This window comes from Anoxybacillus suryakundensis, assembly GCF_001418025.1.
Lineage (GTDB): Bacteria > Bacillota > Bacilli > Bacillales > Anoxybacillaceae > Anoxybacillus > Anoxybacillus tengchongensis.
The window spans coordinates 23,463-50,029 of record NZ_LIOK01000006.1 but is presented as its reverse complement, the minus strand read 5'-3'; the positions used below and the strand labels follow the sequence as shown (position 1 = coordinate 50,029).

The window sequence follows — 26,567 nt, the reverse complement described above, 5'->3', positions numbered from 1 at the left end:
ACATTTCAAATGGGCGTTGACGTAGATTTAATTTTTCGTATTGCTGGTGTAGGCATTGTCGTTGCTTTTTTGCACGCTGTATTAGAAGGGATTGGAAAAAAAGAATATGCACAATGGGTTACATTATTAGGGTTTATTTACATTTTATTTTTAGTCATTTCGATCGTTCAAGACTTATTCCAAAAAATTAAATCTGTTTTTTTGTTTCAAAGTTAGGAGGGAATACTCATTGATATTTTGCAAATTGTTGGACTCGGACTTGTTGCAACGTTTTTAGTGACGATTTTAAACGAACATAAGTCGAATATTTCACTTTTGTTAACCGTTTTTGTTGGAACAGTTATTTTTTTATTTTTAATTGATCGCATTCAAGACATTTTTCGCATGGTTCAAACGCTAGCGAACGAAGCACACGTTCAAACGGTGTATGTCGAAACGATTTTGAAAATTATCGGCATTGCTTATATTGCGGAGTTTGGTGCACAAATTTCAAAAGATGCTGGCCAAGGAGCGATCGCTGGAAAAATTGAACTAGGTGGAAAAATTTTAATTTTAGCAATGGCGATTCCGATTTTAACAGCTTTAATTGAAACGATTTTAAGCTTTCTTCCGATGAAGGGGTGATGACATGAAGCGCGCTCCCATCTTATTTTTCTTTCTTCTTTTTTTCTTGCCTTCTATTGTACAAGCTTCACCAACAACGAATGAACTAGTGAAACAACAGGCGGAACAAGTTGGAGTTGAGTCGATGAAACAATATTGGGATCATATTGTTCAACAGTATGGTGGTCTATTGCCAGAAAGTCAAAAAGGTTCCTTTTGGCAGTTTATTCATGGAGAAAAAGAACTATCGCTTAGTGAATGGTTGCGGGCGTTTATAAAATTTTTATTGTACGAGCTGATGGCGAATGGAAAATTGCTTGGGACACTTATTTTATTAACGATATTTAGCTTATTTTTACAATCGTTACAAAACGCTTTTTCACATCATGCTGTCAGTAAAGTCGCACATGCAGTTGTTTATATGGTGTTAATGATTATTGCGCTAAATAGTTTTCATGTTGCGGTGACGTATGCGAAAGAAGCCATTCAAACGATGACGAGTTTTATGATTGCCCTTTTACCCATTTTACTTGCGCTGATGGCGTCGTCTGGTGGTGTTGTATCCGTAGCATTTTTTCACCCAATTGTGTTGTTTTTTATGAATATAACAGGAACGATCGTTGAACATTTTTCATTACCACTTTTGTTTTTAGCGACAATTTTAAGCATCGTTAGTTTATTAAGCGAACATTATAAAGTAACCAAATTGGCGGATTTGTTGCGCAACATTAGTGTCGGTTCACTTGGTGTAATGCTGACGATTTTTTTCGGTGTATTGTCGGTCAAGGGAGCGACAACCGCAATTGCGGATGGAGTGGCGATACGAGCAGCTAAATTTGTGGCAGGAAATTTTATCCCGATTATCGGGAGGATGTTTACGGATGCGGCAGATACCGTTGTCACCGCGTCTGTCTTATTAAAAAATACAGTTGGGTTGTTCGGAGTGGCTCTGTTGCTTCTTATTGCAGCGTTTCCAGCGATCAAAATTTTAGTCATCGCCCTTATTTATCAACTAGCAGCCGCAATGTTACAACCGATGGGAGGAGGCATCGTCATTTCCTGTTTGAGTATAATGAGCAAAAGTATCATGTATGTGCTCGTTGCTCTGATGATCGTATCGCTTATGTTTTTTTTAAGTATGACTGTCATCATCGCAGCAGGAAATTTAACGATGATGGTTCGCTGAAAGGAGAATAGAGGCTGTGGGACTATTGACCGAATGGATTTCCCATCTCATTACGTTCATCTTGCTAGCCGTTATCATTGATCTCATTTTGCCAAACGGATCATTCCAAAAATATGTAAAGATAGTTGTCGGTTTACTGTTTATTTTCATTTTATTTTCACCGCTTCTTCGTTTATTTCATGGAAATGTAGATACGTGGTTCGCTTCGATTCAACACCAACAAAATGAAACACTTGAAAATGACATTGAAAGAAAGAAAAAAGAAATACAAGCCTCACAACGTGCATATATTTTAGAACAAATGGCTGTCCAGCTAAAGAACACAGCGGCTGAGGAGTTGATGCGCACGTATGGGTTAACGGTGACGGATATTTCATTAACGATCGGGGAGACGGAAAAAACCCCCCCTCCGATTGAGGCGATTACGGTTGAATTAGCAGAAGAAACAAGTTCTGTTGTCAAACCGATTCGCATTGAGTCATCGCCACAAATAACAAATGAACATGATGACCTCGCTCGCTTTTTAGCAAACATGTGGGGAGTCGACCCACAAACGATCACGATTCACCTAGAAAGGAGGGAGTAGGGAGGGGTGAAACAATGGATTGAAAAAAACGGACTAATCGCAATCCTTTTGGCTTTCGGTTTGTCATTTATGATCTTTAGCAATGTATTTAACTCCTCTTCTTCAAAACAAGTTCAGCAAGAAACAACTCAAGCTGTATTTCGTCAAACAGATGAAGAGAAAAAATTAAAACAAATTTCCGACTATGAAAAACGATACGAACAACAACTAAAAGAAGCGCTTGAGGCGATTGTTGGCGTTGGTGAAGTAAAAGTAATCGTAAATGTCGATGCCACAGAACAAAACGTACTTGAAAAAAATGAAATCGTTCAAAAAAAACGAACGATGGAAGAAGATAAAGAAGGTGGAAAACGTCAAATTGAAGATGAGTCAACAGACGAAAAAATTGTCATCGTCCGCAAAGGAGACGAAGAAACACCTCTCGTTTTGCAAACGAAAAAACCAGAAATTCGCGGTGTGCTTGTTGTTGCTAAAGGGGCTGATCAAGTGCAAGTGAAAAAATGGATTGTCGAAGCTGTGACGCGAACGTTGAACGTTCCGAGTCATCGCGTTGCTGTTTTACCAAAAAAGTAAGGGGGAGAACATATGTTGAAAAAGCAAACAGTTTGGTTGTTAACAATGTTTAGTTTAGTTGTCGTCTTATCGGTGTATTATGTAACAAGTCCTCAGCTTACAGAGCAAGTAGCGTTTGACCAAAAGGAAGAGGCAAACAATGAAAAAGGCTTAAAACCGACAGATGAAGCGATGAAAGAAGAAGTCGTAAATGAGCAAGATGTGACTGTCGAACAAACGAATACAGGAAGTGACGATTTATTTACAGCGCTTCGACTCGAAATTGAAGATGAGCGAAGCAAATTGCGTCAAGAGTTGAATGCCATTGTCGCTTCCAATAACGTATCTGCCGAAGAGAAAAGCAAAGCGATTGACCAGTTGCAACAGCTTTCCAATATTGCAGAAAAAGAAGCGGTGTTAGAAACGTTAATTAAATCGAAAGGATATGACGATGCCCTTGTTCGCGTTCACGAAAATCAAGTGCATATTACAGTGAAAGCAAAAGAACATTCGAAAAAAGCAGCGAATGAAATTATCCAACTCGTTCAAAGTGAACTTGGCCGCGTGCAAGATGTAGCTGTTCGTTTCCAAAAATAACCGGATTACCGGTTATTTTTTTTCGGTTGAAAATAAATTTTATAATACTATATAATAATAATTGTTTTTATGACCAGATATAAATTTTCTAACATTTTCTTATCATTTTATTGAATAATGGAAAAGGTGTGTCGTATCATGGTATTGTATAATCTTTTTCTACAAATGATGGGGCGAGGGGTGTAAGTCAATGTTGAAAATCCAAGAAATTCGCGAATTAATCCGATTAGTGAACGAATCAAACATTGTCGAGTTTGTGTATGAACACGACGGATCAAAAATTAAAATGAAAAAAGCTGGAGCAGCTGAACAGGTTGTTGTTGCTTCACCAAAAGTGGACGTGCCGCAAATAGCTGTCGCTCAACAACAAACACCGGTGGCACCAGTTGTGGAGAAGGTGGAAGTGAAAGAAGAAGCGAAGCTGGAAAAAAAAGCTATGGAAGCAGAAAACTTACATACGATTACATCGCCGATGGTCGGTACGTTTTATGCAGCGCCATCACCAGATGCTGCACCGTACGTAAAGGTTGGCGATAAAGTGAAAAAAGATACGATTGTATGTATTGTTGAAGCAATGAAATTATTTAACGAAATTGAAGCGGAAGTTGATGGAGAAATCGTAGAAGTGCTCGTGAAAAACGGTCAGCTCGTTGAATATGGACAACCTTTATTCCTTGTGAAGCCTGAATAAAGGAGCGATCGTGATGATAAAAAAATTGTTAATTGCCAATCGTGGGGAAATTGCTGTTCGGATTATTCGGGCGTGCAAAGAGCTTGGTATCGAGACGGTTGCTGTATTTTCTGAGGCAGATCGCGAAGCGCTTCATGTTCAATTAGCAGACGAAGCATATTGTATCGGTCCAAAAACGTCTAAAGACAGCTACTTAAACTTTACAAATATTATGGGCGTAGCGACGTTAACTCAATGTGATGCGATTCATCCGGGCTACGGGTTTTTAGCTGAAAACGCTGATTTTGCCGAACTATGCCGGGAATGTAACGTTACGTTTGTCGGACCAAGTCCGGAAGCGATTACAAAAATGGGTACAAAAGATGTTGCGCGTGAGACGATGAGACAAGCTGGGGTTCCGATTGTTCCTGGTTCACAAGGAATTATTGAAAGCATCGATGAAGCAATTGCGCTAGCGAACGAAATCGGGTATCCTGTTATTATTAAGGCAACTGCAGGTGGCGGTGGAAAAGGCATTCGTGTCGCTCGAAATGAGCAAGAGCTCATTAAAGGACTTACGATCACGCAACAAGAAGCTGCAACAGCGTTCGGAAATCCAGGGGTATATATTGAAAAATACATCGAAGATTTCCGGCATGTAGAAATTCAAGTGCTAGCAGACTCATATGGAAACGTCATTCACCTTGGAGAGCGCGATTGTACGATTCAACGTCGTTTGCAAAAACTATTAGAAGAAACGCCATCTCCTGTACTTGATGAAGAAATGCGTAAAAAAATGGGAGAAGCAGCTGTCAAAGCAGCGCAAGCAGTTCAATATACGGGGGCAGGAACGGTAGAATTTATTTACGACTACCGCAACCGTCAGTTTTATTTTATGGAGATGAACACGCGCATTCAAGTTGAACATCCGGTGACGGAAATGGTAACAGGTGTCGATTTAATTAAAGAGCAAATTCGCGTAGCATCTGGTGAGAAATTAACGTTGAAACAAGAAGATGTGACGTTCAACGGCTGGTCTATTGAATGCCGAATTAATGCGGAAAATCCTGCGAAAAACTTTATGCCATCGGCTGGGAAAATACAAATGTATTTGCCGCCAGGAGGATTTGGTGTGCGAGTGGACTCTGCCGCTTACTCAGGCTATACGATTCCGCCGTATTACGATTCGATGATTGCTAAACTGATCGTTCATGCACCGACGCGTGAAGAAGCGATTGCGCGTATGAAACGCGCCTTAAGTGAATTTGTCATTGAAGGCGTTCATACGACGATTCCGTTTCATTTAAAATTACTTGAGCACGAAAAATTTGTCGAAGGAAACTTTAATACAAAGTTTTTAGAAACATACGATGTAATGAACTCTTAATGATAAAGGAGGGGATTTGTTATGTCTGAACACGTATTAGAAATGGAAAATGGCCATAACAGTTTAGGTAAAGTAGAAATTGCGCCGGAAGTCATTGAAGTGATCGCAGGCATTGCGGCTTCTGAAATTGAAGGAGTAGCGCAAATGCGCGGTAATTTTGCGGCTGGTGTCGTTGAGCGATTAGGTAAAAAAAATCACGGTAAAGGCGTAAAAGTCGATTTAACAGATCGTGGCATTGTCATTGATATTTATTGTGTGATGAACTTTGGTGTATCTATTCCAACTGTTTCGCAAAAAATTCAAGAAAATGTTCGGCAAGCATTGTTGACGATGACAGGATTAGAAACAGCTGAAGTGAACGTCCATATTGTTGGCGTTCAATTTGAAACACCGAAAGTAGAGACGGAAGTGGAGTAAAGAAAAAGGGCCATCTCGTTTATGAGATCGCCCTTTTTCAATGTGTGAGTGTTTTCTTTCGTCGAAATATGGTATGATCATGATATAATTTTCGACAATATGATAGAAAGGGTTTTGGTCATGAAACGGCATACAGCAAGGGAAAAGGCGTTACAAGCGTTGTTTCAGATTGACGTAGGAGGCATTGAACCACACGAAGCGGTTGCGAACGTTATTGAAGAAGAAACAGATCCGTTTATGGAGATGCTTGTTTTTGGCGTAGTTAAGCACCAGAAAGAAATCGATGATTTATTGCGCCAACATTTAGAAAAATGGACGTTAGAGCGTGTCGCAAATGTCGATCGTTCCATTTTGCGCATGGCTGTATTCGAAATGAAATATATGGATGATATTCCGTTGAGTGTAAGTATGGACGAAGCTATTGAATTAGCCAAAGTATTCGGTGACGAAAAATCAAGTCGCTTTATTAACGGCGTACTTGCAAAAATAAAAGAAATATTGTCTTAAAAGAATAAGGGGGAGAAGGGTTTATGACAGCGCAAATCATTAACGGTTTTGAATTAGCAAAAGAAAAACGAGCACAATTAGCGAAAGAAGTCGAGCAGTTAAAACGAGAAGGTATTGTTCCATCACTAGCGGTTATTCTCGTTGGAGATCATCCTGCTTCACAATCGTACGTGAAAGCGAAGCAAAAAGCATGTGAAGAAATTGGGGTTCGTTCAGTTTTACTGACTTTTCCAAGCGACATATCCGAGTCGTTTTTGTTAGAGCAAATTGCTCGTCTAAATGAAGACGGCTCAGTACATGGCATTTTAGTTCAATTGCCGCTACCGCCACAAATTAATGAATTACATGTGATTGAAGCGATCGCACCAGAAAAAGATGTCGATGGTTTCCATCCGCTCAATATTGGACGAATGATGACGGGACAACAAACATTTTTACCTTGTACACCGTATGGTATTTTATATATGGTGCAATCTTTGCAAGTTGATATTGCAGGAAAACATGTCGTTGTCGTTGGACGTAGTAACATTGTCGGTAAGCCAGTTGGTCAACTGTTTTTACGAGAACATGCGACGGTAACGTATTGTCATTCACGCACAAGCGATTTAGAAGCGATCACACGCCAAGCAGATATTTTAATTGTTGCGGTCGGCAAACCGAAGCTGATCACGTCTTCATATGTGAAAGAAGGAGCAATTGTGATCGACGTCGGCGTTAATCGATTAGAAGATGGAAAGTTGTGTGGGGATGTCGATTTTGATGATGTAAAACAAATAGCAAGCTACATTACCCCTGTGCCAAAAGGTGTCGGACCCATGACGATTACGATGTTGTTGCACAATACTGTACAAGCAGCACGTGAACAACATAAATAAGCGAGGTTATTTTTGTGACAGACATGAGGTATGTAACTGTTGCGGCGTTAACAAAGTACATTAAGCGAAAATTTGAAGTCGATCCCCATTTACAAGATTTATGGATTAAAGGGGAAATTTCAAACTTTACATATCATTCTCGTGGACATATGTACTTTACTTTAAAAGATGAACAAGCCCGCATTCAAGCGGTTATGTTTGCAGGATATAATCGTCAGCTTACATTTAAGCCTGAAAATGGAATGACTGTACTTGTACGTGGCGAAATTTCCGTATACGAGCCGAGTGGGACGTATCAAGTATATGTCAAAGAGATGCAGCCGGATGGGATCGGTGCTCTTTACTTAGCGTATGAGCAATTAAAAAAGAAACTGGAACAAGAAGGACTATTTGCAAAAGAGCATAAAAAGCCAATCCCAAAATTTCCACAACATATCGGGGTTGTGACATCGCCGACCGGGGCAGCGATTCGCGATATTTTAACGACGATTCGTCGCCGTTATCCGCTAGCGAAAGTCATTTTATTTCCGACGCTCGTTCAAGGGGAACAAGCTCCGTTATCTATCGTTCAATCGATTCAAAAAGCGAATGACATAGGATATATTGATGTGCTCATCGTGGGACGCGGTGGTGGCTCGATTGAAGAACTTTGGGCGTTTAATGAAGAAATTGTGGCGCGGGCGATTTTTGCCTCGCGCGTTCCGATTATTTCTGCTGTCGGGCATGAAACGGATTACACGATTGCTGACTTTGTTGCGGACTTGCGTGCACCGACGCCAACTGGAGCAGCGGAGCTTGCAGTGCCACATGTTGCAGATTTGCTTTCCCGTGTGTCTGATCAGCAGGCGCGTCTCATTCGAGCAATGAAAGAACGAATGAATATGGAACAAAAACGGCTTCAATCGTTACGTTCATCATATGCTTTCCGCTATCCAAAGCGACTTTATGAACAAAAAGAGCAGCAACTAGATATGCTTGTTGATCGATTGCAACGGCAAATGAACGATATGTTAAAACAACAAAAAAACAAACTTCAGCAACTACAGCTGACGTTATTGCCCCATCATCCGCAATCACGAATCGAAAAAGCGACTGACCGTGTTCGTACGTTAGAACAAACAATCGTTCGCAACATGAGCGATGTGATCAAACAAAAGAAGTGGTCGCTTGCAACAACGATGGCGAAGCTCGACGCGCTTAGCCCATTGAAAATTATGGAACGAGGATATAGTCTTGCATACGATGAACAAAACAAACTCATTAAGACAGTGACACAACTGGAAACAGGAGCTCGAGTTCATATCCGTTTTCAAGATGGGCGCGCGCATTGTATTGTTTCTGACATTGAGGAGGAGAACGTATGACGTTTGAAGAAGCGATGAGCAAACTTGAAGACATTGTGCAAAAATTAGAAGAGGGGGACGTTCCGCTTGAGGAAGCGATCCACTTTTTCCAAGAGGGCATGAAATTATCGAAGTTTTGTCACGACAAATTACAGCAAGTTGAAAAACAAATGGAATTTATTTTACGAGAAGATGGGCAGCTTGAGCCGTTTACGGTGCAGGAGGAATAGACGTTGAACACGGAATTAGTATTGCGACAATATAAAGAGCAAATTGAACAGCAGCTCCCCGTATATATTGAATCGTTGCGGGCACCTGAGACGATTAAAGAAGCGATGTTATATTCGTTGCAAGCAGGTGGCAAACGCATTCGTCCTCTTTTATTGCTTGCAACGTTACATGCGTTTCGTAAACACATTGACATCGGCATGTCTGTTGCCTGTGCGCTTGAAATGATTCATACGTATTCACTTATTCATGATGATTTGCCAAGTATGGATAACGATGATTTACGGCGTGGTAAACCGACAAATCATAAAGTATTTGGTGAAGCCAATGCTATTTTAGCAGGTGACGCGTTACTGACATACGCTTTTCAAGTCGTTGCCGATGCTGAAGCTATTTCACCTGACGTAAAAGTCCGTCTCATTTCTGAATTAGCGAAAGCAGCTGGACCTGAAGGAATGGTTGGCGGACAAGTAGCCGACCTTGAAGGAGAAGGAAAAACGATTCATTTACAACAATTAGAATACATTCACCGTCATAAAACAGGAAAGTTGTTACAATACAGCGTTCGAGCGGGTGCCATACTAGGTGAAGCAACAGAAAAACAATTAACGCTGTTAACAGCATTTGCCGACCATCTCGGCTTAGCGTTTCAAATTCGCGATGACATTTTAGATATTGAAGGAGACGAACAAAAAATCGGAAAAAAAGTAGGAAGCGACATCGAAAATCATAAATCGACTTATCCTGCTCTTTTGACGCTTGATGGGGCAAAAAGGAAACTTCGCAATCATATGAAAGAGGCGCGTACACTTCTTCATGAAGTCGGGGTGGACGCATCGCTACTACATTATATTTGTGATATCGTCGAAACGCGCGATCATTAATAGCATTGAGGAAAGAAGCAACATGTGGTATAGTGGAAAAGAAATGTTAGCCGTTCACACGTTCGTGTAAGCGGCTCTTTTTTGCGTACAAGCATGTTTATCTGTATAATTGAAAATACATAAAACTGTATGATATCGATTGTTTTAGCTTACATGAAAGAGAGTGATCGCGTTGGATGTTGCAGCGATTCAAAACCCGAAATTTTTAAAACAAATGTCAAATGAACAGCTCGTTCAATTGAGCGAGCAAATTCGACAATTTTTAATTGAAAAACTATCGAAAACAGGTGGACATATTGGTCCGAATCTTGGAGTCGTTGAATTGACAATCGCCCTTCATAAAGTATTTGACAGTCCAAAAGATAAACTCATTTGGGATGTTGGTCATCAGTCGTACGTGCATAAAATTTTAACCGGTCGTGCCAGTCAGTTTGATACGTTGCGACAATATAAAGGATTGTGCGGTTTTCCCAAACGGAGTGAAAGTGAACATGACGTATGGGAAACAGGGCACAGTTCGACGTCGTTATCTGCCGCAATGGGCATGGCGATTGCGCGCGACTTAAAAGGAACGGACGAATATATTGTTCCGATTATTGGAGACGGCGCACTCACCGGCGGAATGGCGCTAGAAGCATTAAATCATATCGGACATGAGAAAAAAGATATCATCGTCATTTTAAACGATAACGAAATGTCGATTGCTCCAAACGTTGGAGCGTTGCACAATGTGCTCGGGCGACTACGGACAGCAGGAAAATATCATTGGGTCAAAGATGAATTAGAAATGTTGTTGAAGAAAATTCCAGCTGTCGGTGGAAAGCTTGCTACAACAGCGGAACGTGTCAAAGATAGCATCAAATATTTACTCGTTTCAGGCGTATTTTTTGAAGAGTTGGGCTTTACGTATTTTGGTCCGGTAGATGGCCATAACTTTGAAGATTTATTTGAAAACTTACATTATGCAAAAAAGACGAAAGGACCTGTCCTTGTTCACGTCATAACGAAAAAAGGAAAAGGATACCATCCTGCGGAAAGCGACAAAGTCGGAACGTGGCACGGAACAGGACCATATAAAATTGAAACGGGTGATTTCATTCAAACGAAGCAATCTGCTCCTTCTTGGAGTGCGCTTGTGAGTGAAACGGTACGTAAATTAGCACGGGAAGATCGCCGTATTGTTGCTATTACGCCAGCGATGCCTGTTGGATCGAAATTGGAGGGATTTGCAAACGAATTTCCTGAGCGTATGTATGATGTTGGTATCGCTGAACAACATGCTGCAACGATGGCAGCTGGTTTGGCAACGCAGGGGATGAAACCGTTTTTAGCAATTTATTCAACCTTTTTACAACGGGCGTACGACCAAGTGGTTCATGATATTTGTCGCCAAAATTTAAACGTGTTTTTTGGCATTGACCGCGCAGGTCTCGTTGGTGCGGACGGTGAAACACATCAAGGGGTGTTTGATATCGCCTTCTTACGCCATATTCCAAACATCGTATTAATGATGCCAAAAGATGAAAATGAAGGGCAACATATGGTATATACAGCTATTCAATACGATGACGGCCCGATTGCGATGCGTTTTCCGCGCGGCAACGGTCTCGGTGTGGCGATGGATAAGCAATTGAAAAGAATCCCGATCGGTACGTGGGAAGTATTACGTGAAGGAACAGATGTTGCAATTTTAACGTTCGGTACGACGATTCCGATGGCGCTTCAAGCAGCTGAACGTCTTGCAAATGAAGGGATTTCTGTACAAGTTGTCAACGCTCGTTTTATTAAGCCACTTGATGAAGCGATGTTGCATACGTTATTACAACAAAACATGCCGTTACTTACGATTGAAGAAGCGGTGCTTCAAGGTGGATTTGGCAGCGCAGTACTTGAGTTTGCTCATGATCATGGATACTATGGAGCGGTGATCGACCGAATGGGTATACCGGATCGCTTTATCGAACATGGTGGTGTGTCGCAACTTCTTGAAGAAATTGGTTTGACAACAGAACATGTGATGGAACGGATTTATTTATTAACTCCGAAAAAAAGAAAAAGGGCATGAGAGATGAAAGGGAAGAAAGAACGTTTAGATGTATTGCTTGTCGAACGTGGATTGGCGGAAACGCGGGAAAAGGCAAAGCGAACGATTATGGCTGGCCTTGTTTATTCGAACGAAATGCGGCTTGACAAGCCGGGAGAAAAAGTGCCAGTTGACATTCCGCTTACGGTCAAAGGAAATGCACTACCGTATGTGAGCCGCGGGGGGCTCAAACTTGAAAAAGCGTTGCAAGTATTCTCGCTTGAAGTAAAAGATAAGATTATGGTTGATATTGGTGCATCAACGGGCGGATTTACAGACTGTGCGTTGCAAAACGGGGTGAAGTTGTCATACGCTCTTGATGTGGGCTATAACCAATTAGCATGGAAACTGCGCCAAGATGAGCGTGTTGTAGTCATGGAGCGGACAAACTTTCGTTATGTGACACCGAGTGATTTTCAGCACGGTTTGCCGAATTTTGCAACGATCGACGTGTCGTTTATTTCATTAAAGTTAATTTTCCCCGTCTTAAAGATGATTTTAGTTCCGCATAGCGATGTCGTTGCTTTAGTCAAACCACAATTTGAAGCGGGAAAAGAGCTTGTTGGAAAAAAAGGAATCGTTCGTGATGCACGCGTTCACGTACATGTGCTTGAAACGATTACAGCATTTGCTCAACAAGAAGGGTACGATATTATTGGGCTAACTCACTCGCCGATTACAGGCGGTGATGGAAATATTGAATTTTTACTTCATTTACGTTGGGAAGGGAAAGAAATCGGGGAAAATCGTTTGACCATTTCCCCGATAGAAGTAGTTGCTAGGGCACATGACGAATTGAAGGAAAATAAGGAACATGTGGGGGAATAACGATCGGTTATTCCCTCTTGTTTGCCTGTCTATCGTTCGGTAACATAGAAGTATAAATATGCATATGTTATACACACGAAAGAGGTGTTTTCGTTGAATAAAGGACAACGTCATATTAAAATTCGTGAAATTATTTCAAACCATGATATTGAAACACAAGATGAACTTGTTGATATGTTGCGCAAAGAAGGTTTTAACGTCACACAAGCAACGGTGTCTCGCGACATTAAAGAACTACATTTAGTGAAAGTGCCAATGATCGATGGGCGATATAAATATAGTTTGCCGGCAGATCAACGATTTAACCCGCTACAAAAACTGAAGCGGGCACTCATGGATGCGTTTGTAAAAATTGACGGGGCAGGTCATTTGCTTGTCATGAAGACGTTGCCTGGCAATGCGCATGCTATCGGGGTGCTACTTGACCATTTAGAATGGGACGAAATTGTCGGAACGATTTGCGGGGATGATACGTGTTTAATTATTTGCCGCACGCCAGAAGATACAGAAGTTATTTCAAAACGATTGTTGGACATGCTGTAATAAAGGTGTGAACGGAAAATGTTAGCAGAGTTATCCATTAAAAATTTCGCCATTATTGAATCCCTTTCGCTTTCGTTCGAAAAAGGATTAACCGTTTTAACGGGAGAAACGGGAGCGGGAAAATCCATTATTATTGATGCCATTCATTTATTAATTGGCGGACGCGGTTCGGCAGAATTTGTTCGATACGGGGAAGCAAAAGCAGAAATTGAAGGCCTTTTTTTGCTTGAACGAGACGATCACCCATGTTACAGCAAATGTGCCGAACTCGGCATCGATATAAGCGATGGTATGATTGTGCTTCGTCGAGAACTAACGATAAACGGCAAAAGCGTCTGTCGTGTGAACGGAAAATTAGTCACGATTGCAGCATTGCGTGAAATTGGTTCTACGCTCGTTGATATTCACGGGCAACATGAGCATCAAGAGTTGCTTGATGAAAGTAAACATTTACATTTATTAGACGAATATGGTGGCGAGCATATTCGTGGCGCTTTAGAAGAATACGGTGCGTTATATGCCACATATGAACGAGTGAAGCGCCAACTGCAAAAATTAAATGAAAACGAGCAACAAATGGCGCATCGTTTAGATTTGTTAACATTTCAGTTAGATGAAATTCAAAAAGCGGATTTGCAAATAGATGAAGATGAACGACTGATGGAAGAACGCCGAAAAATCGTCAACTTCCAAAAAATATATGAGGCGTTACAAAGCAGCTATGAGGCGCTGTACGGAGAGCAACGTGGACTTGATTGGATTGGACTAGCAATGAATCATTTAGATCATGTTAGCGAGATTGATTCATCCGTTAAACAAGCTCAAGAGGTTGTATCGAACTGTTACTACTTGTTAGAAGAAGTTGCTCACCAGCTACGCGAACAGTTAGATCAGTTAGAATATGATCCGCTTCGGCTTGATGAAATTGAAAGTCGCTTAAATGAAATTAATCATTTAAAACGGAAATACGGTCAAACGGTGCGCGACATTTTAGAATATGCAGCGAAAGTGGAAGAAGAAATTGAAACGATTCAACACCGCGATGATCATATTCATAAATTGCAGACGGAGCTTCAGTCCATTACTGCCGATTTGTTAGTTGAAGCGAAACATATAAGCGAATTACGTATGCAATATGCGAAACAGTTGATCGATGACATTCATCAAGAACTAAAAGATTTATACATGGAAAAAACGACGTTTGATGTCGTCTTTCGAAAACGGAAAGGAACGTATGATGACCCGCTGCTTGATGGAGCGCCCGTCAAGTTGCAAGCAAACGGAATGGATGAAGTCGAATTTTTCATTTCGACAAACCCAGGGGAGCCGTTAAAACCGCTGGCAAAAGTTGCATCAGGTGGAGAATTGTCGCGCATGATGCTTGCTTTAAAAAGCATTTTCTCTAAACATCAAGGTGTCACGTCCATTATTTTTGATGAAGTCGATACCGGTGTAAGTGGTCGCGTCGCTCAAGCGATTGCAGAAAAAATTTATCGTGTCGCTCGTCACTCGCAAGTATTATGCATTTCGCATTTACCACAAGTGGCGGCGATGGCGGATACGCATTTATTTATTGCAAAAGAAACGAAGGATGGACGGACAAAAACAACGGTGGAAGCGTTAAATGAACAAGAAAAAATTAACGAAATTGGCCGTATGATTTCTGGTGTGGAAATCACAGATTTGACGAAACAGCATGCGCGTGAATTATTACAATTGGCGAAAAAGATCAAAAATGAACCAGCATAAATACCAACATTGGCATTGTTTTTTCATTTTATTCTGTTATATTTCACTCGTTTCAGGCAACATTAAATAGTGTAGGATTCGGTGTGTACGTAGGAACGAGGAGAGTGAAGACTTTGGATTTTGACAAATTAAGAAAAGGAATAGGTGCATTTCTCCTTGTTTCTTTTATCGTTCTAAGTATGGCAACACCATTTCAAAAATATGTAAATATTCCGAAACAAATTGTGTTATTTCAAGGACAAACGGCTCATATACCTGTATTTGGTTCTGCTCACGCGATAACGACGAACGCCGTTTCTGTTCATCAAAAGGAAAAGTTAGCAATTACCGGAGAACATATCGGGGAAAGTGATGTCATTTTACAAATGGCGGGATTTCCGATGAAACAAGTAAATGTAAAAGTATTACCAGATTTTAAAGTTGTTCCTGGCGGCCAATCGATTGGAGTCAAGTTAAATACGGTTGGAGTTCTTGTTGTCGGTCACCATTTAGTGGAGACGGAACAAGGAAAACAATCTCCAGGGGAAACGGCCGGCATTCAAGTGGGGGATGCGATTACTCACATTAATGGACAAAAAATCGAAAAAATGACAGATGTTTCCCCATTCATTGAAGAGGCGGGAAAAACGGGTAAACCTTTACGATTAACCGTTGCCCGTGATCATCATACATTTGAGACGACACTTACTCCGTTGAAAGATAAACACGATCAGGCGTATCGTATCGGATTATACATTCGTGATTCAGCAGCAGGAATTGGAACAATGACGTTTTTTGACCCGAAATCAAACATATATGGGGCACTTGGACATGTCATCTCTGATATGGATACGAGAAAGCCGATTGTTGTTCGTGATGGGACGATTGTTAAATCAACGGTGACGGCAATCGATAAAGGAAGAAACGGTAGTCCAGGTGAAAAACTAGCAAGATTTTCGAGCGATAAACAAATTATTGGCAACATTAAAACGAATAGTCCGTTCGGTATTTTTGGTAAGCTTTCACAACCGATTCAAAATGGCATTTTCGACAAGCCGATGCCAATTGCTCTATCGACAGATGTAAAAAAAGGAAAGGCAAAAATATTGACGGTTGTCGAACAAGATCGGGTAGAAGCGTTTGATGTTGAGATTGTTAGTGTCACACCACAAAAATTTCCAGCTACCAAAGGGATGGTAATTAAAGTCACCGATCCACGATTGTTAGAAAAAACAGGTGGAATTGTACAAGGAATGAGCGGAAGCCCAATTATTCAAGATGGAAAACTTGTCGGAGCTGTCACACACGTATTTGTTAACGATCCGACATCTGGTTACGGTGTACACATTGAATGGATGCTGCATGAAGCGGGAATTAACATTTATGACCGAAGCGCACAAAAAGCGAGCTAATATTAGCTTGCTTTTTGTTTTCTCACACAATTTGTCATATTTTATCATGACATGATATAAAAATGTAGTGTAAAATGAAAGAAACAGCGTGTACGAATGTTTTATGAAAAATATAAATTATTTGACTAATTTTGTGAAAGAAAAAGGATTTTTGTCCGTTGTGGCGAATTAAGCACGTATGTGACAAAAGATCATTGCTTTAGGGAGGAAGGATTTCGTGAGTACAATAAAAGTGTGTATTGTAGATGATAATCGAGAACTAGTGCATTTGCTTGAAGAATACATTACAAGCCAAGAAGATATGGAAGTCATTGGCGTTGCATATAATGGGCAAGATTGCTTGCAATTATTGCGCGATCGCGATCCTGATGTTCTCATTCTTGACATTATTATGCCACATTTAGACGGCTTGGCTGTATTAGAAAAGTTGCGTATGTTCAAACAACCGTTGCCAAACGTCATTATGTTAACAGCATTTGGACAAGAAGATGTGACGAAAAAAGCAGTTGAACTCGGAGCTTCGTACTTCATTTTAAAACCGTTTGACATTGACCATTTAGTGAATCAAATTCGTCAAGTATGTGGCAAAAAGCCAGCCGTATTAAAGCGGCCGCTTCTTGCTCCAATTCGTGATGGAAAACCAAAAAATTTAGATGCAAGCATTACGAACATTATTCACGAAATCGGTGTTCCCGCACACATTAAAGGATATTTATATTTGCGTGAGGCCATTGCGATGGTATACAACGACGTCGAGCTGCTCGGATCCATTACGAAGGTGCTATACCCAGATATCGCCAAAAAGTATAATACGACAGCTAGTCGCGTGGAGCGAGCGATTCGTCATGCGATTGAAGTGGCATGGAGTCGTGGTAATTTAGAATCCATCTCATCTTTATTTGGCCATACGGTCAGTATGTCAAAAGCAAAGCCGACAAACTCAGAATTTATCGCGATGGTTGCTGATCGGCTAAGACTTGAGCATAAAGCAAGCTAATAAAAAAGGTAGTCCGTACGACTACCTTTTTTGTTGTTCATTTTTCTCAATCTCAAGCAACTTTTGGATTAATATGTGCTGAGGCATGTGCATAATTTGTTCTAGTGGCATGTTCAATGCTTTTGCTAGCTTTTGGGCTGTTTCTAACGAAATGTTTAGTGGTCGCATACATTCAACTCCTTTCATATGTTAAGTATAAAATGTTTTTGAAGGTGGGAAAAGGATGACACATATTTTTGCTCATCGTGGTTCAGCAGGAACACATCCAGAAAATACAATGGCTTCGTTTATAGAAGCGGCACGTGTGCAAGCAGACGGAATTGAACTTGACGTACAGCTTTCGAAAGATGGGGTTGTCGTCGTGATTCATGATGAAACCGTAAATCGAACGACAGATGGAACAGGATGGGTAGGACAAATGACGTATCGGCAATTACGGAAATTAAACGCCAGTTATAAATTTAAACAATACGGTTTTTGTCCTATTCCATCGCTACAAGAAGTATTGGAGTGGGCGCAAAATACGTCGCTACTCATCAATATTGAATTAAAAAACAATCTTGTACCTTATGAACGACTAGAAGCAAAAACGATTGAGCTTGTTGAACGATACGGTTTAGCATCGCGTGTCATTTTTTCATCGTTTAACCACGAAAGTATGGCAACATGTCACAAATTGGCTCCCGATATTGAGACAGCGCTACTATACATGGAAAAGTTACACCGACCGTGGAGCTATGCCCACACTTTACAGGCATTAGCGCTTCATCCGTATCATCCGACGATCGATCAATCGTTTGTCGAAGCGGCTCATGCTCATCACTTGCTCGTCCGCCCTTTTACAATCAATAAAGAAGAACAGATGAGAACAATGTTTGGATATGAAGTGGATGGGATTTTTACGGATTTCCCTGAAAAAGCAAAAAACATACGTGAAAAAACGCTTCGATCATTTTGAATCGAAGCGTTTTTTTTGAAAGCGAGGTTGTACTTTATTTCGTTTTCGATCGCGATGAAAAATAAATCCTGCGATAAAGCTGAGACCGATGAGAAAACAAAATAAACCGAGTAAAAACTGAATGGCAAGTGAAGGAATTGGCGCATGTAAAATGCCAAATACGGTATCTCTCATCCATTTAATTCCTAACGCTGCAATAAATCCGGGAATAAGTAAGATGAGTAGGGCGATCATTCGTTGCATAAAACAAAACCCTTTCCATTTGTTCTGTTTTCATCATAAATGTTTTTGTTTGTTTGTCAAGAAGAGAAAAAAACGGTATGATGAAAGCGTCTGCAAAAAATTGCAAACGAATAGGTGATGGGAAATGAAAAAAGTATTAATTGTTGGGGCAGGCAAAGGTGGAAGTGCGCTATTAAAAATGTTCCATGAAACAAAACTAATGGATGTTGTAGCGATCGTGGATCGAAACGACGATGCACCAGGGATAAAGGCAGCACGTGACATGGGTATTCAAACGAGTAACCATTGGAAAGATGTGTTAACGAACGATATTGACGTCATTGTTGAAGTAACGGGAGACGACGAAGTGTTTGCCACGTTGCGTAAAGCAAGTGCTGTGCATACGGTTGTCATTCCTGGTGATATCGCTTATATTATGGCACAACTTGTTGAAGAAAAAGAACAACTCATTGCTACGTTAAAAACAGCGACAACGAAACACGATTTAATTTTCAACTCTACGCATGACGGAATGATTGTTATTGATGAACGTGGTCTCGTGACACATATGAATCCGAGTGCAGAGAAGATGATTGGGAAAAAAAGAAAGGAAGTAATAGGATCATACATTTTACATGTTATTCCAACCAGCGGATTACCGCGTGTATTACATACAAGAGAAGTTGAATTAAACCAAGAATTGTTATTAGAAAACGGGAAAAAAATGATTACGACACGTATTCCGTTGATAGACGAAAACGGAAAATTGTTTGGTGCTTTTGCGGTATTCAAAGATATTACAGAAGTTGTTCATTTGGCGGAAGAAGTAACAAATTTGAAAGAAATTCGCACGATGTTAGAAGCTATTATTCATTCTTCCGAAGAAGCGATTTCTGTTGTTGATGAATATGGCAATGGCATTTTAATTAACCCAGCGTATACAAAGCTAACAGGCTTATCTGAAGAAGAAGTGATCGGAAAACCGGCAACAGCGGATATTTCGGAAGGGGAAAGCATGCATATGAAAGTGTTAAAAACACGCCGACCAGTCAGAGGTGTGCGCATGAAAGTTGGTCCGAAAAAACGGGATGTTGTCGTGAATGTTGCCCCGATTATCGTTGATGGGGTGTTAAAAGGAAGTGTTGGTGTCATTCATGATGTTTCCGAAATTGAACAATTAACTTCTGAGTTGCAACGTGCTCGTCAAATTATTCGCACGTTAGAGGCGAAATATTCCTTTGACGACATTGTCGGTACGTCAGAAGAGATGATGTTAGCGATTGAACAGGCGAAATTGGCAGCTAAAACCCCAGCAACTATTTTGCTTCGTGGTGAATCAGGAACAGGGAAAGAATTGTTTGCCCACGCTATTCATAATGCGAGTGATCGAAAATACCATAAATTTGTTCGCGTCAATTGCGCTGCCATTTCCGAGTCGCTACTTGAAAGTGAATTATTTGGTTATGAAGAAGGGGCGTTTTCTGGTGCAAGACGCGGAGGGAAAAAAGGATTATTTGAAGAAGCAAATAACGGAAGTATTTTTCTCGATGAGATTGGGGAGTTATCAGCCAATATGCAAGCAAAACTTTTGCGAGTGTTGCAAGAAAAAGAAATTGTGCGCGTCGGTGGCACAAAGTCGATTCCGATTAATGTACGTGTCATTGCTGCAACAAACGTTCACCTCGAAAAAGCGATTGCCGAAGGGACATTTCGTGAAGACTTATATTATCGGTTAAATCGCATGCCGATTTACATTCCGCCGTTACGTGCTCGAAAACAAGATATTCCAGCTCTATGTGAACGACTGATACAAAAACTAAATCAAGACTATGGGCGCAATGTGGAAGGTATTACAGATGATGCGCTAGCTTATTTACTCTCGTATGATTGGCCTGGGAACGTACGGGAGCTAGAAAATGTGTTAGGAAGAGCAATGATTTTTATGAAATATACTGAAGTGATCATTGAGCGTAAACATATTTCGCTATTACACAAACCGAAAGAACAAGAACATCTTTCATCTCCTGAATCATCCCGTGTTCATCAACCGTTGGCGGTGCTCGTAGAACAATATGAAGCCAAAGTGATTGCGAGCGTTTTACAATCGTGTCAAGGGAATAAAACAGCAGCTGCCAAAAAGCTTGGCATTTCTATTCGAAATTTATATTACAAGCTTGAAAAGTATGGACTTGATAAAAAAAGCATGCAATAATGTTCATAGTGTGCAAAAAGTTGCAATGAAAACAAATAGAAGTAAAGCGTTTTCATCATAAAAGAAGTTGGCACACTTTTTGCAAGGATAAAAAGTGACGAAAAAATAAAGGGGTTGAGCAGATGAGATGAAGCTACAATCGTTGATCACCAAAGCAACCCAATTTCTTGAGGCAACTGTAGCTGTTGCAGCGGCCGAAGATGAAGAAGTATTAAAAGCGGTCGCACAAGCACTACAAGCGGGATTCGGGCGATTTATTTTATACGGCGATGAATCTGTTTTATCAAACCTCGTTGCTGAATATGTTCAGCAAGCAAGTGACGATGTGATTCGTATCGTTCATGCTGCGACAAACGAAGAAGCAGCCCACATGGCTGTGAAAGCGGTGCACGAAAAAGAAGCCAGCGTCTTAATGAAGGGGAATGTGCCGACAGCAACTATTTTAAAAGCGGTGTTAAATAAAGAATACGGGCTGCGCACGGGTCGTGTTTTATCGCATGTTGCTGTATTTGATGTACCACACTATGAACGGCCAATTCTCGTCACTGACGCAGCGATGAACATTGCACCTGATTTGCAACAAAAAACAGAAATTATTATGAACGCCGTACAAGTGGCGAAAGCAATTGGTATTCATATGCCAAAAGTCGCACCACTCGCCGCCGTTGAAGCTGTCAATCCAGCGATGCCGGCAACGATTGATGCAGCAGCGTTGTCGCTTATGAATCAACGCGGTCAGTTGAAAGATTGCATCGTCGACGGTCCACTCGCTTTAGATAACGCCATTTCTGTTGAATCTGCCCAACATAAAGGCATTCAAAGCCCGGTAGCAGGACATGCTGACATCTTAGTTGTACCGAACATTGAAACGGGAAATGTGTTATATAAATCGCTCGTATACTTTGCCCGTGCGCAAGTAGGGGCGATGATTGCCGGAGCGAGAGCACCAATTGTATTAACATCTCGCGCAGATTCTGCAGAAAGCAAATTATACTCACTAGCACTAGCCATTTGTGCAACGAACAAATAACAAGGGGGAACGAAAGATGGAGATTTTCAAATATATGGAGCAATACGATTATGAGCAATTAGTATTTTGCCAAGATAAAGAATCTGGGTTAAAAGCAATCATTGCTATTCATGATACAACGCTTGGACCAGCGTTAGGTGGCACGCGTATGTGGATGTATGAATCAGAAGATGCAGCCATTGAAGATGCGCTTCGTTTAGCGCGTGGCATGACATATAAAAACGCTGCAGCCGGATTAAATCTTGGCGGTGGAAAAGCGGTCATCATTGGGGATCCACGAAAAGATAAAAATGAAGCGATGTTCCGTGCGTTTGGTCGCTTTATTCAAGGATTAAACGGTCGCTACATTACAGCAGAGGACGTCGGTACAACAGTTGCGGATATGGACATTATTTATGAAGAAACAGATTATGTCACAGGTATTTCACCAGCGTTCGGTTCATCTGGAAATCCTTCTCCTGTTACTGCGTACGGTGTGTATCGTGGCATGAAAGCAGCAGCAAAAGAGGCGTTTGGCAGCGATTCACTTGAGGGAAAAGTCATTGCGGTGCAAGGTGTCGGTAACGTGGCGTACAATTTATGCCGTCATCTTCATGAAGAAGGTGCAAAGCTCATTGTTACAGATATTAATAAAGAAGCAGTACAACGCGTTGTCGAAGAGTTTGACGCAAAAGCAGTTGATCCGAACGATATTTACGGTGTGGATTGCGATATTTTTGCTCCGTGTGCGCTCGGAGGCATTATTAATGACCAAACGATTCCGCAGTTAAAAGCAAAAGTCATTGCTGGCGCTGCCAACAACCAATTGCGCGAAGCAAGACATGGAGACATCATTCATGAAATGGGTATCGTTTATGCGCCAGACTATGTCATTAATGCCGGAGGCGTTATTAACGTAGCTGATGAGCTATATGGATATAATCGTGAACGTGCGATGAAAAAAGTTGAGCAAATTTACAACAATATTGAAAAAGTCATCGAAATTGCGAAGCGTGATGGCATCCCGACATACCAAGCAGCAGACCGTTTAGCTGAAGAACGTATTGCAAAAATGCGTCAATCACGTAGCCAATTTTTACAAAACGGTCAGCACATTTTAAGCCGTCGTCGCACACGTTAAATAAAAGAAGCGAGGACGCTCGTTCTCGCTTCGTCGATGATAAAAATGGAGGGTTACACATTGCAAGAACATTCATTTCGCATCTTAGTCATTAATCCGGGATCGACGTCAACGAAAATTGGCGTTTTTGATAACGAGCGCTCCATTTTAGAAAAAACGATTCGTCATGATGCAGAAGCGTTACAAGTGTATAAAAAAATTATTGATCAATACGAATTTCGTAAGCAAACGATTTTAGAAACGCTTGATCATGAAGGTATCAATATTTCTAAGCTCGATGCAGTATGCGGCCGTGGAGGCTTACTTCGTCCAATTGAAGGTGGCACATATGCTGTGAATGAGGCGATGTTGCAAGATTTAAGACGCGGGTACTCTGGCCAACATGCTTCAAATCTTGGAGGCATTTTAGCACATGAAATTGCTTCCGCATTAAATATTCCAGCGTTTATTGTCGACCCAGTCGTTGTCGATGAACTTGATCCGATTGCTCGCGTTTCTGGATTTTCATTAATTGAGCGTCGTAGCATTTTCCACGCATTAAATCAAAAAGCCGTCGCTCGTCGTGTAGCTAAACAAATGGGGAAAACGTATGAAGAAGTCAATTTCATTGTCGCGCATATGGGCGGAGGGATTACCGTTGGTGCACATAAATGCGGTCGTGTCATTGATGTCAACAACGGATTAGACGGAGAAGGTCCGTTTAGCCCAGAACGTGCTGGAACTGTGCCAGCCGGGGATCTTGTTTCCCTTTGTTTTTCAGGCGAGTATTATCGTGAAGAAGTGATGCGCATGCTCGTTGGGGGCGGAGGTCTCGTTGGTTACTTAGGGACGAACGATGCGGTGAAAGTCGAGAAAATGATCGAAAATGGTGATGAAAAGGCGAAGCTCATTTATAGCGCCATGGCATATCAAGTAGCGAAAGAAATTGGAGCGGCAAGTGCCGTGCTAGCTGGAAAAGTCGATGCCATCATTTTAACAGGCGGTTTAGCGTATGGAAAACAATTTGTGAAAGAAATTGCTGATCGGGTACAATGGATCGCTGATGTCATCGTGCAACCAGGGGAAAATGAATTGCAGGCGCTTGCCGAAGGGGCGCTTCGCGTGTTGCGCGGAGAGGAAGAAGCAAAAATATATCCACAAGCGGTCAAAACAACGGTTTAAGGGGATGAAATGATGGCAAAAGAGTACGATGTAGTCATACTTGGCGGCGGAACAGGCGGATATGTCGCTGCGATTCGCGCTGCCCAGCTCGGTTTAAAAACAGCAGTCGTTGAAAAAGGAAAGCTTGGAGGGACGTGCTTACATGCAGGATGCATTCCGAGCAAAGCGTTATTGCGCAGCGCGGAAGTGTATGCGCAAACAAAAGAAAGTGAAACGTTTGGCGTGCTAGCAAGTGATGTGCGTTTAGATTTTGCGAAAGTGCAAGCGCGCAAACAAGCGATTATTGACCAACTGCATAAAGGCATTCACATGTTGATGAAAAAAGGAAAAATCGACGTATATGAAGGAACGGGACGCATTTTAGGACCATCGATTTTTTCACCGATGTCGGGAACGATTTCTGTTGAGATGAACGACGGAACAGAAAACGAAATGCTTGTCCCAAAATACGTTGTCGTCGCAACAGGATCCCGCCCACGTACGTTACCGGGTTTAACAATTGATGGTCAATTTGTCATGACATCAGACGAAGCATTGCGTATGGAGACGTTGCCATCTTCTATCATCATTGTTGGCGGTGGTGTTATCGGAATCGAATGGGCATCGATGTTAAACGACTTCGGTGTAAATGTTACAGTCATTGAGTATGCAGATCGCATTTTGCCAACAGAAGACCGCGATGTGTCGAAAGAAATTGAAAAAATATTAAAACAGCGCGGCGTACGCATTGTTACAAAAGCGAAAGTGTTACCGGAAACGCTTGTTGTCGATCATGGCGTGCGCATTCAAGCGGAAATGAATGGACAAAACGAAACGTTTACAGCTGACAAAATGCTTGTTTCCGTTGGACGTCAAGCAAATGTTGAAGGCATTGGATTAGAAAATACGGATATTATCATTGAAAAAGGATTTATTCAAACGAATGAGTTTTATCAAACAAAAGAAAAACATATTTATGCGATTGGTGATGTGATCGGCGGTTTACAGCTTGCTCATGTCGCTTCCCATGAAGGAATGATCGCGATTGAACATCTTGCTGGAAAAGAAGTTCACCCACTTGATTATGCGATGGTACCAAAATGCATTTACAGTCGTCCGGAAGCCGCGAGCGTCGGCTTAACAGAAGAGGAAGCAAAAGCGAAAGGATATGAAGTGAAAGTCGGCAAATTCCCATTTAAAGCGATCGGAAAGGCACTTGTGTACGGAGAGGCTGAAGGGTTTGTAAAAATTGTCGCTGATGCAAAAACAGATGATTTGCTTGGTGTGCATATGGTTGGTCCACACGTAACGGATATGATTTCTGAAGCTGGTTTAGCGCGCGTACTTGATGCGACACCGTGGGAAATCGCGCATACGATTCATCCGCATCCGACGCTGTCAGAGGCGATGATAGAAGCGGCGCTTGCTGTTGACGGAAAAGCGATTCATTTTTAAAGGAGGAATGCATGATGCGTCATAAACAACTCGGTTTAAGCGATGAAACCGTTTTGCAAATGTATGAAACAATGGTATTAGCGCGTAAAATTGACGAACGGATGTGGCTACTAAACCGCGCAGGTAAAATTCCATTTGTCATTTCTTGTCAAGGACAAGAAGCGGCGCAAGTAGGAGCAGCGTTCGCTTTAGATCGCACGAAAGACTACGTATTGCCATATTACCGCGACATGGGCGTCGTCTTAACGTTCGGTATGACACCGACAGAACTCATGCTTTCGGCATTTGCAAAAGCGGAAGATCCAAACTCTGGCGGACGTCAAATGCCTGGGCATTTCGGGAAGAAGAAAAATCGAATTGTCACCGGTTCTTCTCCTGTGACAACGCAAGTGCCACATGCCGTTGGTATTGCGCTAGCGGCGAAAATGGAGAAGAAAGATTTCGTATCGTTTGTTACATTTGGGGAAGGGTCGTCAAACCAAGGCGACTTCCATGAAGGAGCAAATTTTGCTGGCGTTCATAAGCTGCCTGTCATTTTCATGTGCGAAAACAATAAATACGCCATTTCGGTTCCAATCGAAAAACAACTCGCTTGTGAAAAAGTATCAGATCGTGCGATTGGTTATGGTATGCCGGGATATACAGTTGACGGTACGGATCCGCTTGAAGTATATCGCGTCGTGAAAGAAGCGGCAGACCGTGCGCGGCGCGGCGAAGGGCCAACGTTAATTGAAACGGTCGCTTATCGTCTAACCGCTCATTCATCAGACGATGATGATCGCGCGTATCGTACGCCAGAAGAAATTGCTGAAGCGAAAGCAAAAGATCCAATTTACTTATTTGCGAACTACTTAAAAGAAGTAGGCGTATTAACGGATGAACTGGAAAAAGAAATTCTCGATCGCGTCATGAAGCAAGTGAACGAAGCGACAGACTACGCGGAAAAAGCACCATATGCACAACCAGAGCATGCGTTGAAATACGTGTACGCAGAGGAGGAATAA

General features: G+C 41.6%; 29 protein-coding genes. 27 read left to right on the top strand and 2 right to left on the bottom strand.

Going from position 1 to position 26,567, the window contains the following annotated elements; translation table 11 throughout:
- The first annotated feature begins 9 nt into the window (after nt 1–9).
- The 20 genes from spoIIIAC (at nt 10) to spo0A (ending at nt 17,426) form a co-directional block, all read left to right on the top strand.
- Nucleotides 10–216, top strand: a complete 207-nt coding sequence (gene spoIIIAC, locus ASC42_RS05695) for a stage III sporulation protein AC (protein ID WP_032100016.1) — start codon at nt 10–12, stop codon at nt 214–216.
- A gap of 6 nt (nt 217–222) precedes the next feature.
- Nucleotides 223–624, top strand: a complete 402-nt coding sequence (gene spoIIIAD / locus ASC42_RS05690; protein ID WP_280790523.1) for a stage III sporulation protein AD — start codon at nt 223–225, stop codon at nt 622–624.
- Nucleotides 625–628: 4 nt separating this feature from the next.
- Nucleotides 629–1,789, top strand: a complete 1,161-nt coding sequence (spoIIIAE, locus tag ASC42_RS05685) for a stage III sporulation protein AE (RefSeq protein WP_055440934.1) — start codon at nt 629–631, stop codon at nt 1,787–1,789.
- A gap of 16 nt (nt 1,790–1,805) precedes the next feature.
- The gene (spoIIIAF, locus tag ASC42_RS05680; protein WP_055440933.1) at nt 1,806–2,375 is read left to right on the top strand and encodes a stage III sporulation protein AF; all 570 of its coding nucleotides are present in this window, start codon (nt 1,806–1,808) and stop codon (nt 2,373–2,375) included.
- 6 nt (nt 2,376–2,381) lie between these two features.
- Complete coding sequence (gene spoIIIAG, locus ASC42_RS05675; RefSeq protein ID WP_055440932.1) at nt 2,382–2,948, top strand: stage III sporulation protein AG; 567 nt, start codon at nt 2,382–2,384, stop codon at nt 2,946–2,948.
- A 12-nt stretch (nt 2,949–2,960) separates the two neighbouring features.
- A complete protein-coding gene (locus ASC42_RS05670; RefSeq protein WP_055440931.1) occupies nt 2,961–3,524 on the top strand; it encodes a SpoIIIAH-like family protein in 564 nt (187 codons plus the stop codon).
- A gap of 190 nt (nt 3,525–3,714) precedes the next feature.
- Entirely contained in the window at nt 3,715–4,215 is a 501-nt protein-coding gene (accB, locus tag ASC42_RS05665) for an acetyl-CoA carboxylase biotin carboxyl carrier protein (protein WP_055440930.1), read from the top strand.
- A gap of 13 nt (nt 4,216–4,228) precedes the next feature.
- Nucleotides 4,229–5,581 carry an acetyl-CoA carboxylase biotin carboxylase subunit gene (accC, locus tag ASC42_RS05660; protein ID WP_055440929.1) on the top strand — a complete coding sequence of 451 codons (1,353 nt, stop codon included), beginning with the start codon at nt 4,229–4,231 and terminating at the stop codon, nt 5,579–5,581.
- A 21-nt stretch (nt 5,582–5,602) separates the two neighbouring features.
- Complete coding sequence (locus ASC42_RS05655) at nt 5,603–5,998, top strand: Asp23/Gls24 family envelope stress response protein (RefSeq protein WP_032100010.1); 396 nt, start codon at nt 5,603–5,605, stop codon at nt 5,996–5,998.
- Nucleotides 5,999–6,118: 120 nt separating this feature from the next.
- The gene (gene nusB, locus ASC42_RS05650; RefSeq protein ID WP_055440928.1) at nt 6,119–6,505 is read left to right on the top strand and encodes a transcription antitermination factor NusB; all 387 of its coding nucleotides are present in this window, start codon (nt 6,119–6,121) and stop codon (nt 6,503–6,505) included.
- Nucleotides 6,506–6,528: 23 nt separating this feature from the next.
- Nucleotides 6,529–7,380: a bifunctional methylenetetrahydrofolate dehydrogenase/methenyltetrahydrofolate cyclohydrolase FolD gene (gene folD, locus ASC42_RS05645; protein ID WP_055440927.1), complete on the top strand. Its 852-nt coding sequence runs from the start codon at nt 6,529–6,531 to the stop codon at nt 7,378–7,380.
- 23 nt (nt 7,381–7,403) lie between these two features.
- On the top strand, nt 7,404–8,744 hold the full coding sequence (xseA, locus tag ASC42_RS05640) for an exodeoxyribonuclease VII large subunit (protein ID WP_209424227.1): 1,341 nt from the start codon (nt 7,404–7,406) through the stop codon (nt 8,742–8,744).
- Nucleotides 8,741–8,953 (top strand): exodeoxyribonuclease VII small subunit, encoded by a 213-nt coding sequence (locus tag ASC42_RS05635; RefSeq protein ID WP_032100006.1) that lies wholly within the window; start codon nt 8,741–8,743, stop codon nt 8,951–8,953. Before xseA ends, ASC42_RS05635 begins: the two co-directional genes overlap by 4 nt.
- A 3-nt stretch (nt 8,954–8,956) precedes the next feature.
- Nucleotides 8,957–9,835, top strand: a complete 879-nt coding sequence (locus ASC42_RS05630) for a polyprenyl synthetase family protein (RefSeq protein WP_055440925.1) — start codon at nt 8,957–8,959, stop codon at nt 9,833–9,835.
- 172 nt (nt 9,836–10,007) lie between these two features.
- On the top strand, nt 10,008–11,900 hold the full coding sequence (gene dxs / locus ASC42_RS05625; RefSeq protein WP_055440924.1) for a 1-deoxy-D-xylulose-5-phosphate synthase: 1,893 nt from the start codon (nt 10,008–10,010) through the stop codon (nt 11,898–11,900).
- A 3-nt stretch (nt 11,901–11,903) separates the two neighbouring features.
- Nucleotides 11,904–12,746: a TlyA family RNA methyltransferase gene (locus ASC42_RS05620; RefSeq protein WP_055440923.1), complete on the top strand. Its 843-nt coding sequence runs from the start codon at nt 11,904–11,906 to the stop codon at nt 12,744–12,746.
- A gap of 93 nt (nt 12,747–12,839) precedes the next feature.
- On the top strand, nt 12,840–13,289 hold the full coding sequence (ahrC, locus tag ASC42_RS05615) for a transcriptional regulator AhrC/ArgR (protein WP_032100003.1): 450 nt from the start codon (nt 12,840–12,842) through the stop codon (nt 13,287–13,289).
- Between the two features lie 18 nt (nt 13,290–13,307).
- Nucleotides 13,308–15,038, top strand: a complete 1,731-nt coding sequence (gene recN / locus ASC42_RS05610; RefSeq protein WP_055440922.1) for a DNA repair protein RecN — start codon at nt 13,308–13,310, stop codon at nt 15,036–15,038.
- A gap of 113 nt (nt 15,039–15,151) precedes the next feature.
- Complete coding sequence (spoIVB, locus tag ASC42_RS05605) at nt 15,152–16,429, top strand: SpoIVB peptidase (RefSeq protein WP_055440921.1); 1,278 nt, start codon at nt 15,152–15,154, stop codon at nt 16,427–16,429.
- Between the two features lie 217 nt (nt 16,430–16,646).
- On the top strand, nt 16,647–17,426 hold the full coding sequence (spo0A, locus tag ASC42_RS05600; RefSeq protein WP_055440920.1) for a sporulation transcription factor Spo0A: 780 nt from the start codon (nt 16,647–16,649) through the stop codon (nt 17,424–17,426).
- A 21-nt stretch (nt 17,427–17,447) separates the two neighbouring features.
- Here spo0A and ASC42_RS13660 read toward each other — a convergent pair whose 3' ends face one another.
- Entirely contained in the window at nt 17,448–17,594 is a 147-nt protein-coding gene (locus ASC42_RS13660) for a YycC family protein (RefSeq protein ID WP_072242674.1), read from the bottom strand.
- Between the two features lie 55 nt (nt 17,595–17,649).
- Here ASC42_RS13660 and ASC42_RS05595 point away from each other — a divergent pair, with 55 nt between their 5' ends.
- Entirely contained in the window at nt 17,650–18,384 is a 735-nt protein-coding gene (locus tag ASC42_RS05595; RefSeq protein ID WP_055440919.1) for a glycerophosphodiester phosphodiesterase, read from the top strand.
- Here the strand turns inward: ASC42_RS05595 and ASC42_RS05590 are convergent.
- Nucleotides 18,376–18,627 (bottom strand): DUF2627 domain-containing protein, encoded by a 252-nt coding sequence (locus ASC42_RS05590; protein ID WP_032099999.1) that lies wholly within the window; start codon nt 18,625–18,627, stop codon nt 18,376–18,378. The genes ASC42_RS05595 and ASC42_RS05590 overlap by 9 nt on opposite strands.
- Nucleotides 18,628–18,751: 124 nt before the next feature.
- Between ASC42_RS05590 and ASC42_RS05585 the strand changes: the two genes are divergently transcribed.
- The 6 genes from ASC42_RS05585 to ASC42_RS05560 all read left to right on the top strand — a co-directional run bounded on the left by ASC42_RS05585 (nt 18,752) and on the right by ASC42_RS05560 (nt 26,567).
- Nucleotides 18,752–20,818 carry a sigma 54-interacting transcriptional regulator gene (locus tag ASC42_RS05585; protein WP_055440918.1) on the top strand — a complete coding sequence of 689 codons (2,067 nt, stop codon included), beginning with the start codon at nt 18,752–18,754 and terminating at the stop codon, nt 20,816–20,818.
- A 127-nt stretch (nt 20,819–20,945) separates the two neighbouring features.
- Nucleotides 20,946–21,848, top strand: a complete 903-nt coding sequence (yqiS, locus tag ASC42_RS05580) for a phosphate butyryltransferase (RefSeq protein WP_055440917.1) — start codon at nt 20,946–20,948, stop codon at nt 21,846–21,848.
- A gap of 16 nt (nt 21,849–21,864) precedes the next feature.
- Nucleotides 21,865–22,968: a branched-chain amino acid dehydrogenase gene (bcd, locus tag ASC42_RS05575; RefSeq protein WP_055440916.1), complete on the top strand. Its 1,104-nt coding sequence runs from the start codon at nt 21,865–21,867 to the stop codon at nt 22,966–22,968.
- Between the two features lie 60 nt (nt 22,969–23,028).
- Entirely contained in the window at nt 23,029–24,129 is a 1,101-nt protein-coding gene (gene buk / locus ASC42_RS05570; RefSeq protein WP_055440915.1) for a butyrate kinase, read from the top strand.
- Nucleotides 24,130–24,141: 12 nt separating this feature from the next.
- Nucleotides 24,142–25,563: a dihydrolipoyl dehydrogenase gene (gene lpdA / locus ASC42_RS05565; protein WP_055440914.1), complete on the top strand. Its 1,422-nt coding sequence runs from the start codon at nt 24,142–24,144 to the stop codon at nt 25,561–25,563.
- An 11-nt stretch (nt 25,564–25,574) separates the two neighbouring features.
- The gene (locus tag ASC42_RS05560; protein ID WP_055440913.1) at nt 25,575–26,567 is read left to right on the top strand and encodes a thiamine pyrophosphate-dependent dehydrogenase E1 component subunit alpha; all 993 of its coding nucleotides are present in this window, start codon (nt 25,575–25,577) and stop codon (nt 26,565–26,567) included.